This is a genomic window from Vibrio sp. 3-2(1) (genome assembly GCF_963887575.1).
In the GTDB taxonomy this organism is placed as follows: Bacteria; Pseudomonadota; Gammaproteobacteria; order Enterobacterales; family Vibrionaceae; genus Vibrio; species Vibrio anguillarum.
Map to the genome: position 1 here is coordinate 297,662 of NZ_CAWPGB010000022.1, position 13,644 is coordinate 311,305.

Here is a 13,644-nt window from a genome sequence, read left to right on the forward strand (position 1 = left end):
TACCGTTGAGATTGGTTACCGAACATCTTCTACGTTCCAATCAAAAAATCGATCATTGTTGCCGAATAACAAGCTGTGTCTTTCTGTTGCGCTTTGAGAGCCAATTAAAAACAAACAGAGCGATAACGTGAATGTGAGTAGGCTAACATCAATTGAGCGGCTTTATTGCCGAAGGATGAATGATCATTTCCTCTAAACCGCCGCCGTTATGTACTTGAGTAAACCCTTGCTCGAGTAAATAGGCCATGGCTTGGCCCGATCGATTGCCGCTGCGGCAGTAAACCACAATCGGTTGTTGTTTATCGATGTGAGAAAAAGCACTGCTAACAGTATCAAGTGGGTAGTTTAGCGCACCTTCAATATGGCCAGCTGCAAATTCTGCTGCGGTTCGAATATCGACTAAAAGCGCGCCATTTTCAATCCATTGCCATGCTATCGTTGAGCGCTCTGATGCCAATGCATCTGAGGTATTGGAGATCAGGCCTACACACAATAACGCTTTGGTCATCAGTGACTTTAACATGTTAGTTTCCTTCTTTTGGCTTAAAAATTAGTCTTCAAATGTGAATGGCGTTAATCAAGGGATTTCTTAAATCTCAACGACGCGACGATAATCCCACCGACGGTAAAGCTTAACATCCATAATGCATCTCGCCATAGATCCATGAGGTTAGCACCGCGCAACACAATCCCACGGATCATGCGCATAAAGTGAGTCGCAGGCAACGCTTCAGAAATCCACTGCGCTGCGACTGGCATGCCTTCGTAGGGAAACATAAATCCAGAAAGTAAAATTGAAGGCAGTAAAATAAAAACAGTCATTTGCATGGCTTGCAGTTGAGTGGAAGCAATGGTTGAAATCACCAAACCTAAGGTCAAACTGGCGGCGATAAACAGCAGCGTACCGAAGAGAATTTGGCTGATCGCACCATTAATGGGCACGTCAAAAATAAAATGCCCTAAGCCCAAGATGATGAAGACCTGAATTAATCCGACAAAAATATAGGGCACAATTTTGGCGACCATAAGCTCAATAGAGTGAATTGGCGTTGTGATCAGCAGTTCTAAATTGCCGCGCTCTTTTTCTCGCACAATCGCGGCACTGGTGAAGAGGATCATCGTCATGGTTAAAATGACCCCCAGTAAACCGGGTACGATATTAACCGCAGAGCGGCGAGTGGGGTTATAAAACAGCGTGACTTCAAAGGTTTTGACGGTAGCTGGACGAATGTCAAAGTCAAAATCGGTCAGCGGCATGGATTGCAGACCTAAAATGGAGGCACTGATCATCGTATCGGAGCCATCAACAATCCACTGACCTAACACGCGTTTTTGCACCGCGCGCTGGGTGAGATCTTTTGGCAGGATCAGCGCTGCTCTCACGTTACCTTGTTCAATCGCATGTTCAGCTTGCTCTGCTGTGGCAAAAGTGTGTTTGACGCTCACAACCTGTGTGGCTTTGACTGACTCTACAATTAACCGTCCGAGGGTACTTTCACTTTGATCAACGATGGCGATCGGAATATTGCGTACGTCAGTATTGATGGCAAAGCCAAATAGCAACAGCTGGATCAGTGGGATCATCACTACCATGCCGAACGTAATTCTGTCTCGCGAGAGTTGGCGTATCTCTTTCACCATCACCGCTTTCATTCGAAACAGTGCTTTCATTGACGCCCCTTGCCAGTCACAGTGACAAAGACATCTTCCAAACTTGGGCGAGCTAGATTCATCTCAGCTTCAGCCAGTTCAGGGAAGGTTGTTTTTAGCCACGCGATAGGTTGTGTGACTTGTTGATGAATAAGGATCCGCAAGCGGATGCCAAGTTGCGCAGCAGAGCGAACCTCCGCCCGAGCCATGACTTTTTCTTTTAATTGGCGCAAATTATGGGCTCGGACTTCGACAATGTTGACGCCCATCGTGTTCATTAAGGTTTCTGGCTCACCATCTGCACGAATTAAACCCGATTCCATGATGGCTAAACGGTGGCAGCGTTCCGCTTCATCCATGTAGTGAGTGGTGATCAAAATGGTGGTGCCTTGGTCTGAAAGATCGAACAATTGTTCCCAAAATTCCCGTCTATTTTCAGGATCGACCGCCGACGTTGGTTCATCCAAAAACAGCAGTTCAGGTTTATGCATCGTGGCTGCTGCTAGTGACAAGCGCTGCTTTTGGCCGCCACTCATCCCACTTACGCGTTGTTTTCGGCGCTGATCAAGCCCATAAGTGCACAACTGTTCATTGAGTCGTTGTGCCAATGCTTTGCGCGGCATACCAAAAATTTGTCCAATAAATTGTAGGTTTTCCTCGACGGTTAAATCATCGTATAACGAAAATTTTTGTGTCATATAACCAATTTTTAGGCGCAATTGCTCGGATTGTTTTGGGATCGCTAACCCCAGCACATCAACACTGCCAGAGGTAGGGCTTAATAAACCCGTGAGTACGCGAATTGTGGTCGATTTGCCACAACCATTTGGGCCGAGAAAACCGTAAATGGTTCCTTTGGGGACACTCAGATTGATGCCTTCAATCGCAGTGAAATCACCAAATTTTTTGACCACATTACGGGCGTGAATGGCGAGTTCAGTCACTATTTTTGCCTCGCTAAATCGACTTGCGCCGGAATGCCAGAAGGGAGCGATTGCGCGGATTCGGGCAGATCCACTTCGGCTAGATACATTAAGCGGGCGCGTTCATTTTCGGTCAGTGCGTAGTAAGGCGTGAAAGAGGGTTCCGTTGCCACCCAACGCACAGTGCCTTGCAGCGGCTCTTTTATACCGTCGATATGCACTGGAAACTGTGCGCCCGGCACGACCGCTAAACGATGTGGTGCGGGAACGTAGACACGAGCATAAGGGATGCGGCTGGCTTGGATGATAGCGACAATGCCGTTGTTTGGGACGCGCTCACCCAAGTTGTATGGGAGGTTATCCAAAATTCCATCGCGGGTGGCGACAATGGTTAACTCGTCGAGCTTTTGCTGTTGCAGTGAGACGTCGGCTTTGGCGGCGGTCAGCGCCGCTTGCGCTTGTTTGATATCTTCAGGGCGAGTGCCAGCGGTTAGCTTAGCAAACTCTTCTTTTGCAGAATCGAGTTCGGCGCGAGCGGCATCACGCGTGGCGGTGGCGCTGTCTTTTTCTGATTGGCTGAGGAGCTTTTTACCGACCAGTTCTTCCACACGTTTGAAGTTTTGCAACGCCTCTGTCAGTTTGGCTTGCGCGCGATTGACTTTGGCTTGTGCGGCCGCCGTGTCTTCTTGGCGTTCACCATTGCTCAGTTTGAGCAAATACGCTTGCGCTTTGGCCGCCTCTGCGAGTGCATGGGCCAGCACCGCCTGCTGATTTCTGGTATCCAGTCGAACCAATATTTCGCCAGCATGCACTGCGCTGCCTTCCGCGACAGGAAGCGCGCGAATGATCTCATTGGCGGTGGCGGAAAAAGTGATGCGGTCTCGCTCTAAAGTGCCCAATGCTTGCGCGCTATTTTCCGGCGAGCAAGCATTGAGAGTTGACAGTAAAAGAGAGATAAAGGCAATGCGATGTTTCATGCTCATGGCGAGAGGCTCGGTTAACTTATTGTCTTCATACTAGAAGTTTACCGCCAGCGCCTCAAGCTACATGGTTCATCAAAAGTAGAGGATGTGATTAGCCCCACTTTAATATCGGCCATTGTTGGGGCTGCGCGTATTGGATGAGGCGCGTGCATGGGTTGACCAAATAGGTGAAATCGGCGTGTAGACACAAAGGTAAATCATTGATCGAGTCAGTGAAAAAATGCACTTGACCCACGTATTGTGGGCGCTTAGCTAGCCATTCATTTAAGCGAGTGACTTTACCGTCTCGGTAGGTGGGTGTTCCCAAAATATGCGTGGTGTAATGGTTGTTCTCTATGACCATATCGATACCCATCGCCTCTGCAACGCCTATTTTACGGGCGACAGCTTTAACCAAAAAACTGACCGACGCCGAAATAATGAGCATTTGAATACGCTCGTCCGTTAACTGTTTAATGAGTGCTTTGGCTTGAGGAAATAGCCTAGGTACGATGCGTGTAGCGACACAATCGTCCGCCAAGCGCTGGACTTGCTCTGTGGGCAGGGTGAGCAAAGGTTGCATCGCAAAATCGAGGTAATCTTCCATGTCCATTTCACCGCTGGCATAGCGTGACATGATCAGCCTATCCTGCGCGACAAAATCAGGGTCGCTCGCTATGCCCTTATCGGCCAAATATTCGCTCCAAATCATTGCGCAGTCGCCGTCAATCAATGTGTCGTCCATATCAAAAACGTATAGAGGTGTCGGCATCTATTTAGGCTCTCACAGGTTGTATTTCGTTAAGGTTAAACAGTAATTCTAGCTGACTGCCAGTAGCGAATAATCGCTCTGACGAACGATTGAGTAAATCGACCGTGAGCTCGCAGCCTCGCACATCCACATGGTAGCGAATGACATTACCCAGTAATTGGTGATGCTTGATGGTGCCATGTTGCGGCGCAGAAACATGGGCACCATAGCTCCGCCCAGCTTCCTTGACGTAGATGGATTCGGGGCGAATAGCCACTTTCCAAGCCGTGTCTATGTTAAACAACTGCTTGGCGGTGGCCGCCTCTACTAAATTGTAATGGCCCATAAAACCAGCCACAAACTCATTGGCTGGCTGAGTATAAATGCTTTCTGGGGAGCCTTGCTGAACGATTTCACCTTGGTGCATTAAAAAAATACGATCAGAGAGAATCATCGCCTCTTCTTGATCATGGGTTACAAATACGGTGGTGAGATTGAGCTCTTTTTGAATATCACGGATCTGCTGGCGCAAGTGTTTGCGAATTTTGGCATCCAGTGCTGAAAGGGGTTCATCAAGTAGCAAAATACGCGGTTTGACCACTAAGGCGCGAGCTAAAGCGACGCGTTGGCGCTGTCCACCCGAGAGCTGGTTGGGATAGTGTTTTTCTTTCCCTATCAGCGAAACCAGTTCGACCACTTTTTGTACTTCGCGCGCGATGTAAGCTCTGTCTTGCCCTTGCATTTTGAGGCCAAAGGCGATGTTTTCAGCCACCGTCATATTCGGAAACAGAGCGTAGGATTGAAACACCATTCCAATGCCACGTTGCTGTGGTGTTTGGTTAGTGATGTTTTCACCGTTGACCCAAATTTCGCCGTCATCGACGGGATTTAAGCCAGCCAAACTGCGCAATAAGGTCGATTTTCCGCAGCCGCTCGGGCCAAGTAGCGTGACAAATTCCCCTTGCTCAATGGAAAATTCAATCCCTTCAAAAACGGTATTGTTGCCAAAACGTTTGGTGAGGTTGGCGACGTGGACGTAATCAGAGCGAGAGGTTGTGTGGGTCGTGGCATTCATTGAGTGGATCCTCGGCTAAAACGACTGGCGAGCCAAGTCAGTAAAAAGATAAATAGGAAGTAAGTCATCACTAACGCGGAGGTGAAGTGACCACTAGTCTGACGCATGTTGTAGAGATAAATCTGCAAGGTTTCATAGCGCGTGCCGACCAGAATGTTCGCAAATACAAACTCGCCAAGTAGAAAAGAGAAGGATAGAAACAGCGAAGCCATCAACCCTTTTCTAATGTTTGGCAGTACGATCAGTAAAAAAGCACGGCTGGTGCTTGCGCCGAGCAGGTGCGCGGCGTCCATGAGATCGTGCAGATGGATCGCCTCAAAACTGTTGGCAATTGCACGGTACATAAACGGCAGCGCAATGGTGAAATAAGTGCCAATCAAAATCCAAGGTGTACCCACAATTGGAAATTGGCTATCGGCGTACAGTTGCAGTAATCCAACTGAAGAGACCACAGGCGGCACTGCAAAAGGGATTAAAATCAGCAGGTTCATCACTTTATCGAGACGAGGGAAATAGTAAAACACCACGAAGATCGCCGGAATAATCAAAACTGCGCTGAGTGTCAGAGAAGCGATGCCAATCAGCAATGAGCGGCCAAATGCATCGAGAAAGCGAGGGTCGGTCAGCAGTTTGAGATACCAGTCAAAGGTGAAGCCATCGGGTAAAATCGTTGCGCCCCAGCGTGAAGAAAAGGAATAAACCAAGGTGGCTAAAATGGGCAGCAACATCACTCCCACGATGGAATAGACCACACTTTTATGAAAGGTGATTTTATCAAGGGTAGGATTAGCGTTTTGCATGGGTGTTCCTTGCGCTATAGCTTTTCGCAATTAGCCACTGATTGATCACAGTAATGAAGGCTAAAATTAGCATCAATACCACGGAAATGGCGGCGGCCAAATTGGGCTCTAAGAACAGATCTCCCGCCACTAAACTGGCAATGCGTACCGTAATGACGTTGTAGTTGCCGGATGTGAGTGCGTAGACGCTGGCATACGCGCCCATCGCATTGGCGATCAGGATAATCAAGGTGCCGAGTAGGGCTGGTGAAAGCACAGGCAAGGCGATTTTCTGCCAATATTGCCATCCGTTGGCGCCCAGAGTAGATGCCGCCGCTTGCCAGTCATCACTGAGCGCATCAAATGCAGGATAGAGCAGCAGCACGCCAAGAGGGATCTGAAAGTAGATATACATCGCCAGCAGTCCCCATTTGCCGTACAGGTTGAACTCTTCAATCAAACCGTATTGCTTTAGCAGCAAAGTCAGTGCGCCGTTGACCCCAAGAATAATAATGAAAGCGAATGCCAAAGGGACGCCCGCAAAATTACTGCTCATATTGGTAAAGGCGATCACACCATCGCGCAGCTTGCCATCGACTCGGCGTAAGGAGGCGACCAACATTGCCGCAATCGCAAGGCCCGCGACGCTGGACCATATGGCGAGCCACAAACTGTTGCCCAACCCTTGCAAAATAAAGGATGAGCTGAAGATTTCGCGATAATGGTCTAGTGACCATTGATCGTCAGAGATAAAGCTGTTGAACAAAACCCACAGCATGGGGGCGAGCTGAAATAAGTAGAAAAACAGCGCAAAAGGAGTAAGCCATAACGCAGGTTTGAGTTTGCGTGCCCAGTGTGTTGATTGGCTCAGCACGGCGCTAGGCTTGCTAATAACTTGGCTACTGATCATGCTAAGCACTCCGCAGAAAAGGGCTTATTGTGATCAAGATTAAGCAGTTGGCAGCACAGGCCGCAGAGCTCAGTTTGTTTGATCTCACAAGCTTGGTGCGAAAATTGATCGCCCAATACAAACAGCGGGACGTTGCGCTCTTCGGTTAATATTCCGCCGTGTGACTTGTCATTGTTCATGCCGTGATCGCTGGTCACCATCACTTGGTAGCCATCGTTTAGCCAGCTTTCTAAAAAGTGAGATAACAGCGCATCGGCCATGCGTGCACTATTACGATACTGTCCTGAATCAAGGCCAAACTTATGTCCAGCATCATCGATATTCATTGGATGGATCAGTAAAAAATCAGGCTGATGAGTACGACGTAAGTGTTCGGCGTCTAAAAACAGTGCTTCATCGGGATAGTGATCCCAGTGATAAAAACAGCCATGCTGAATATTGAGTGTTTTATCACAGGTAAAACGATCGCGCGTTGCATCAAAAGGCGCGCGGTTATAGAGCTCGCTGACCCAATGATACGCCGCTGCGGCTGTTGTCAGCCCTTGCTCTTTTGCCAAACTGAAGATGGATTGATGATGTGAAAGGCGCACAATGTGGTTATGAACAATGCCGCTTTCGACAGGCTTTACGCCAGTGAGTAGACATTCATACAAAGGACGCGATAACGAAGGCAATTCACATTGTAGGGAGTATAAGGTTGCTCTTTGCTGCTCAATTAAGCCGTTTAAGTAGCCCATGCAATCACGGGCTACGGAATAATTGAGTCCATCAAGAACAACAAGGATCACCTTATTGTTCATGGTTACCTCTTACTGCTGGTGGATAATGACATTTTCTTGCCATTGACGTGGCAATTGGCGAGCTGATTTTTCCCAAGCATTAAAGTCGCTAATTGGACTCACGTTCTGGTATTGATCGTTAGCAATCAATTTGCTTTGTACCGCAGCAGGCAGTGCAACGTTGCTGCGGATCGGGCGAGCATAGCCTTGTGCAAGGTTGATTTGGCCTTGATCGCTAAAGATGTATTCACGTGCTAGCTTGGCCGCATTTGGGTTTTTGGCGTATTTATTGATGATGGTGGTGTAGCCGGAAATCACAGAACCATCTTGCGGAATGTTAACGGTAAAGCGGTTACGGTCAATTTGGTCACGGTAACTTAGGGCGTTGAAATCCCACAATACGGCCACTTCAACTTCACCTTTTTCGAGGTTAGCGATACTTGGGTCTGTAAATGATAAGCGCCCTTGCTTGGCGAGTTTGGCAAAAAATTCGATTGCCGGATCGAGGTTCTTTTCACTGCCACCATGAGCAAAAGCAGCGGCTAGTACGGCATTATTTGCTTGCGCGGCAACACCGACATTACCAATACTGATTTTGTAATCGCCTTTGAGCAAATCGTTCCACGTTTTTGGCGCATTCTTGACTAGATTATTGTTCGAGATAAATGAAATGGTGCCCGTATAAGCCAGAGCCCAGTGGCCATCTTTATCTTTGGCCCAGTCAGGGATGTCATTCCAAGTGCTCGGTTTGTACGCTTGAGTTACGCCTTTTTTCACCGCCACGCGAGCAAACGCAAAGCCAACATCACCGATATCGGCGGTCGCATTTTTCTTTTCGGCTTCAAACTTGGCAATTTCTTGCGCTGAGCTCATATCCGTATCTTGGTGTTTTAGGCCATAAATCTTACCTAAATCGCTCCACGTGTCTTGCCAGTTAGCCCAACTGCCGGGCATACCAACACTGTACACTTGGCCTTCTTGTTTCGCTGCGTTGATCAAAGATTGTAAATCGGCCTCTTTAGCAAAAGCCGAAGTCGAAAGAGTCAGCGCAAGTGCTGTTGCAGCCGCTGCGCGGGTAAATAAGGTTTTCATTGTCGCTATCCTTCTGGACTAGGTCAGTAAGTTCGATTTTTATCCTAGAGAAGAACTGTGACGTTTTCGGTGTAGTTATTTGACATTTTTGATGATTTTCTATTGCACTTTTATTTCAAATTCAATCAATTAGCCTGTCATAAATCTGTTATCTGCCTTAAGTAGTCTAAAAGACGTTTATTCACTCTGTATAATATTGGACTAGGTCACGCATGAGATTTCGCAGCCCTTTGCCAGTGGCAAATGCTCCTTTAGAAAAGACCCAACTTGGTAACATTAAAGGCACCCTTCGTGAGCAAATTTGCAGTGGGATGCTGAGCGACAGACAAAAACTGCCATCTGAACGTGAATTGAGTGAATTGTTTAATACAACGCGCATTACAATTAAAGACGCTTTGGTTTCACTGGAAACAGAAGGGTTGATTTACCGAAAAGAGCGGCGTGGCTGGTTTGTCTCTCCGGCGCGAATTCATTATAACCCGCTATCGCGTTGCCACTTCCACCAGATGATCCGAGAGCAGCACCGAATCGCAGAAACTAAGCTAGTTGCAGTACGCAGCGTGATGGCTTCTCGTGAGTATGCAAGAGCGATGGATATTGACCGAATTACGCCCATTCATATTATTGAACGGTTGCGCTCGATTGACGGGCGAGCGGTACTGTTTGTCGAAAACTGCCTGATTGCGCAGTGGTTTCCAAAGATATTAGAGGAAAATTTAACCGCTTCGTTAACGCATCTCTATCAGAAAAAATACGGTTACATCACCACGCGTTCTCGTTTTGAAGTAATCCCTACGGCTGCACCTCTTCATGTGGCAAAAGCGCTTAACTTAGCCGCTGGTCAATCTGTAATGAAAATTTGTCGAGTTAATTACAAACAAGATGGCGAGATCATGGACTGCGAATTTGAGTACTGGCGGCCAGATTCAGTCCTGATCCGTATCGACAGTTGTGATGGAGAATGAATAGCTTTAGACTCGGCGCAACCTTTTTCACCCTGCTAGTCGTTTATGAATTTTTCTAAGCTTAACTTAAGCGCCCCTTTGATGGCTGCGCTGCCTGCGTCGCGACACACGGCGACCAAAATCCAACAATTGGCTATTCCAGCCGTACTTTCTGGGCAAGATGTGCTTGCCTTCGCGCAGACGGGCAGTGGTAAAACGTTAGCTTATGGCTTGCCTTTACTGCAACAAATTGAAATTAATACTCTTGAAATCCAATCAGTTGTTATTGTTCCTACCCGTGAATTAGCACAACAAGTCAGCCAAGAGCTGAGTGCTGTGGCAAGCAAGATGGGCATTAGCTTATGCACTTTATGCGGGGGAGTGGCCCAAGAAGAGCAGCTTGCGCAGTTGGCCAAATTACCGCATTTAATCGTCGCGACACCGGGCCGCTTGCTTGATTTACTCATACAGCAACTGATCTCATTGGAGTCGATGCACTGTGTGGTGTTAGATGAAGCTGACAGACTGTTAGAGATGGGGTTTTGGCCGGATGTACAACGCCTGCTCAGTTTTATGCCCCAAACCAAACAAACGTTGCTGTTTTCCGCCACACTCGCCGCCGATCTCGAACAGATGGCATTGGCCGTGTTAAGTAACCCGGTAAAGATAGAGGCGAATCAAGCCAATCAAGTGGTGGCAGAAATTGAAGAGCAGCTCTACCTTGTGAATAAGGGCAGTAAAGCACAAGCATTAATTGCTCTGATTAAGCAGCGGGCTGGGCAGCAAGTATTAGTGTTCATTAGCGCTCGTGATAGTGCTGACGCGGTCGCGAAAAAATTACTCAAAGCGGGTATTCGTGCGGCGGCTTTGCATGGTGAAAAAGATCAAGTCATTCGCGAGCAAACGTTAGCCGATTTCAAAGCTAATCAAGTGGATGTGCTGGTGGCCACCGATTTGCTGGCGCGTGGTATTCACATTGACGCGCTGCCAGTGGTGATCAATTTTGATTTACCGCCTAGTGCGCCAGTTTATATTCACCGCGTTGGCCGCACAGCGCGTGCTGGTCAAGGTGGTGTGGCGATTTCGCTGGTCTGCCATGGTGAAAGTCAAGCGCTGGAGGCAATCCGCAGCTTAACGCAGCGCGCTTTACCTCTGCAGGCGTTGACCGATTTTCCAGTGACAGACCAACCGACCAGCGGTGAACCGAAGCGCAAGCCGCGTGATAAGCAAGCCAACCGCCGCAGTGCTCAAAAGCGCAGCGTGAAGCAGTTTCAACAGAAAACAAGCCATTAAGTAGCTCAATATACGCATGCTATTGTGCATTTTGATGGAGTAAGGAAACTAAGTGGCTCAGGAAATTTATGCATTTATCACGATTGAAATGGCATATTAATCGAGTTTATGTGTAAATTTTCAGCAGCTTATTGTGAACAACCTATCATTATTGGACTAAATCAAGAAAATGCAGTATTTAGTTTCATGAGATTATATTCACAATTTTAGAATCATTTCTAGGATAAATATTCTTTAATCCACGTTATTAACACGATTGTGGATAATTAGTCGTTAATCAATCATTATCAATATAAGCGATGACTTTCTAGTCAAATAATATTTTAATGTATGTCACATTTACTGAAATTTTTTTAACTTACCATTTCGCCACTTTGATTGTTTTATCAAAAAACACTTATTAAATATAAATACGCATTTCTACTAATAATAGGATAAATTTCGATATGGCTGCCGATATTGTAAAGGTTTCAAGAAACACAGAAAATGCACCTATATGTGCCGTCTCTACACAAACAGTCGCTTTTTCTCATTATAATAATATTTCAGCACAACTACCGATAGATCCTAAAACAGGTGAAATTGTTATTGGTTGTATAAATGACCAAACCAAGCAATGTCTGAATAATATACAGTCTATCGTAGAAAGTATTGGTCACGTTATGGATGATGTGGTCAAAATGAATATTTTTGTAAAGAATATTTCAGATATTGATGCCATCAAAAAAGTATACCCCACTTTTTTTCAGGGGCCGCTTCCTACAGTGACCATAGCGGCGGTTGCGGCTTTACCTGTCAGTGATGCTTTAGTGCAAATTGATGCTCTTATTTCAAACGGTGAAGGCACTGCTCCACAAGCGCCTTGTGAGCTCATCAAAGTGTCAAGGAATACTGAGCATGCACCTCAAGGTCTATACTCTCAAACTGCGGCCTTCTCTCATTATAATAACCTCTCGGCTCAATTGCCGATTGAACCTAAAACGGGAGAAATAGTACAAGGTGGTATTAAAGAACAGAGTCAACAGTGTTTGAATAATATTAATGCTATCTTAGAAAGTATTGGTCATGCGATGGCTGATATCGTTAAAACAACGATATTTCTTAAAAATATATCTGATGCAGAAGCCATCAATGAAGTCTGTGGACAATTTTTCCCAAGTTATGTGCCTGCGCGAAGCCTAGTTAGTGTTGCTGCCTTGCCTATGAATGCATTGGTGCAAATTGATGTTGTTGTGTCACATGGTGATGGTACACCGCCACAGCTTCCTGAAGATACCCGCTTACTTGTGATTGAAGCAAATAATACCGTGAATGCACCTGAAGTCGACTATTCTCACTCTGTTGCTTTTTCTCATTACAATCATATTTCAGGTCAGTTACCTTTATCTCCAGAATATAATGAAGTTGTTGCTGGTGGAATAAAAGAACAAGCTAAGCAGTGTTTGGAAAATATAAAGAATATTGTAGAAAATGTTGAGCATGTTATGGATGATATTGTTAAAGTAAATATTCAAATAAAAAATATGGATGACATTAATATTGTCAATGAAGTTTACACAACCTTCTTTAACCATGAGCTACCTGCGAGAACCGTGATTGGTGTTTCAGAGCTGCCTATGGATGCGTTAATACAAATTGACGCTGTGGTTTCTAATTGTGAAGGTACACCACCTAAACATTAACGAATATTTCTTATTGACTAAAGAAGGGGGTATCAATGATACCCCCTTGTTACTTGTTAGCTATCTGTAATTGCAATACCAATATCACGCTGTTTAGTTATGGCAATCGAAATCAAACAGGCGGCGTATGAAAAACCGATCAATTACTGTTTTTCAGGGCCGTTAAAACGTGATGTAGTGAGGGGACCACTTGGTGTCCAAGCGCCAAAACCTCTTCACTGGGTTCGACGAGATCAGGAATTTGGTAGGTGATCATATTCGCACTCACGGCGGATCGCACGCCGTTATTAGAATCTTCAAAGGCTAAACATTGGGTCGGTTCAGCGCCAAGACGTTGCGCAGCGAGTAGATAAATCTCAGGATCGGGTTTGCCATGTGTCACTTCACAACCAGTTGTGAACGAGTCAAAGTATTGCTCAAGGCCTGAAAGACGCAGCTTAATTTGTGCCACGTCTTTTTGGGTTGATGTTGCGACGGCAGTAGGAATACGATTGGCTTTTAACCATTGTAATAACTCGATAACCCCTTCTTTCACTGGGATCGCCTGGTGTTTCACCACGGCATCGTAACGTTTACGCCACTCCGTATGCAATACTGGATAGTCTAATTCTGGCCCGTAGCCTGCGCGCAGTGCTTGTTCAATGCCTGCCGCATTGCGACCAATAGCCGAGAGATAAACCTCTTTTAAAAATGGGACGCCAACTGCGTGGCAAGCTTGTTCGAATATTGTAAGGCAGACACGTTCCGTGTCGAGTAACAGTCCATCCATATCAAAAATGGCAGCTTGAAATTTCATAAGTACAA

At 46.3% G+C, this 13,644-nt stretch carries 14 protein-coding genes; 3 read left to right on the top strand and 11 right to left on the bottom strand.

Features of this window, described 5'->3' with window-relative positions; genetic code table 11:
- Nucleotides 1-148: 148 nt before the first annotated feature.
- The 10 genes from AACQ79_RS09505 to AACQ79_RS09550 all read right to left on the bottom strand — a co-directional run bounded on the left by AACQ79_RS09505 (nucleotide 149) and on the right by AACQ79_RS09550 (nucleotide 8,921).
- Complete coding sequence (locus tag AACQ79_RS09505) at nucleotides 149-523, bottom strand: rhodanese-like domain-containing protein (RefSeq protein ID WP_170898992.1); 375 nt, start codon at nucleotides 521-523, stop codon at nucleotides 149-151.
- Nucleotides 524-573: 50 nt separating this feature from the next.
- Nucleotides 574-1,671 (bottom strand): ABC transporter permease, encoded by a 1,098-nt coding sequence (locus AACQ79_RS09510; protein WP_013868268.1) that lies wholly within the window; start codon nucleotides 1,669-1,671, stop codon nucleotides 574-576.
- The gene (locus AACQ79_RS09515; RefSeq protein ID WP_017044975.1) at nucleotides 1,668-2,594 is read right to left on the bottom strand and encodes an ABC transporter ATP-binding protein; all 927 of its coding nucleotides are present in this window, start codon (nucleotides 2,592-2,594) and stop codon (nucleotides 1,668-1,670) included. The genes AACQ79_RS09510 and AACQ79_RS09515 overlap by 4 nt, the downstream gene beginning before the upstream one ends.
- Nucleotides 2,594-3,556, bottom strand: coding sequence for an HlyD family secretion protein (locus tag AACQ79_RS09520; RefSeq protein WP_373433639.1), 963 nt, complete (start codon nucleotides 3,554-3,556; stop codon nucleotides 2,594-2,596). Before AACQ79_RS09520 ends, AACQ79_RS09515 begins: the two co-directional genes overlap by 1 nt.
- 91 nt (nucleotides 3,557-3,647) lie before the next feature.
- Entirely contained in the window at nucleotides 3,648-4,307 is a 660-nt protein-coding gene (locus AACQ79_RS09525) for an HAD family hydrolase (protein WP_019280796.1), read from the bottom strand.
- A 4-nt stretch (nucleotides 4,308-4,311) separates the two neighbouring features.
- Complete coding sequence (locus AACQ79_RS09530) at nucleotides 4,312-5,361, bottom strand: ABC transporter ATP-binding protein (protein ID WP_170898993.1); 1,050 nt, start codon at nucleotides 5,359-5,361, stop codon at nucleotides 4,312-4,314.
- Nucleotides 5,358-6,161, bottom strand: coding sequence for an ABC transporter permease (locus AACQ79_RS09535; RefSeq protein ID WP_010318639.1), 804 nt, complete (start codon nucleotides 6,159-6,161; stop codon nucleotides 5,358-5,360). The genes AACQ79_RS09530 and AACQ79_RS09535 overlap by 4 nt, the downstream gene beginning before the upstream one ends.
- The gene (locus tag AACQ79_RS09540) at nucleotides 6,148-7,047 is read right to left on the bottom strand and encodes an ABC transporter permease (protein WP_026027756.1); all 900 of its coding nucleotides are present in this window, start codon (nucleotides 7,045-7,047) and stop codon (nucleotides 6,148-6,150) included. The genes AACQ79_RS09535 and AACQ79_RS09540 overlap by 14 nt, the downstream gene beginning before the upstream one ends.
- Nucleotides 7,047-7,850, bottom strand: a complete 804-nt coding sequence (locus tag AACQ79_RS09545) for an alkaline phosphatase family protein (RefSeq protein ID WP_010318641.1) — start codon at nucleotides 7,848-7,850, stop codon at nucleotides 7,047-7,049. The genes AACQ79_RS09540 and AACQ79_RS09545 overlap by 1 nt, the downstream gene beginning before the upstream one ends.
- A gap of 9 nt (nucleotides 7,851-7,859) precedes the next feature.
- Entirely contained in the window at nucleotides 7,860-8,921 is a 1,062-nt protein-coding gene (locus AACQ79_RS09550; RefSeq protein ID WP_170898994.1) for an ABC transporter substrate-binding protein, read from the bottom strand.
- Nucleotides 8,922-9,133: 212 nt separating this feature from the next.
- Between AACQ79_RS09550 and AACQ79_RS09555 the strand changes: the two genes are divergently transcribed.
- The 3 genes from AACQ79_RS09555 to AACQ79_RS09565 all read left to right on the top strand — a co-directional run bounded on the left by AACQ79_RS09555 (nucleotide 9,134) and on the right by AACQ79_RS09565 (nucleotide 12,840).
- A complete protein-coding gene (locus AACQ79_RS09555; RefSeq protein WP_170898995.1) occupies nucleotides 9,134-9,886 on the top strand; it encodes a UTRA domain-containing protein in 753 nt (250 codons plus the stop codon).
- Nucleotides 9,887-9,931: 45 nt separating this feature from the next.
- Nucleotides 9,932-11,158, top strand: coding sequence for a DEAD/DEAH box helicase (locus AACQ79_RS09560; RefSeq protein WP_170898996.1), 1,227 nt, complete (start codon nucleotides 9,932-9,934; stop codon nucleotides 11,156-11,158).
- A gap of 446 nt (nucleotides 11,159-11,604) precedes the next feature.
- Nucleotides 11,605-12,840, top strand: a complete 1,236-nt coding sequence (locus AACQ79_RS09565; protein ID WP_170898997.1) for a RidA family protein — start codon at nucleotides 11,605-11,607, stop codon at nucleotides 12,838-12,840.
- A 139-nt stretch (nucleotides 12,841-12,979) separates the two neighbouring features.
- Here the strand turns inward: AACQ79_RS09565 and AACQ79_RS09570 are convergent, their stop codons facing one another.
- A complete protein-coding gene (locus AACQ79_RS09570) occupies nucleotides 12,980-13,636 on the bottom strand; it encodes an HAD family hydrolase (protein WP_088729347.1) in 657 nt (218 codons plus the stop codon).
- Nucleotides 13,637-13,644: the final 8 nt, after the last annotated feature.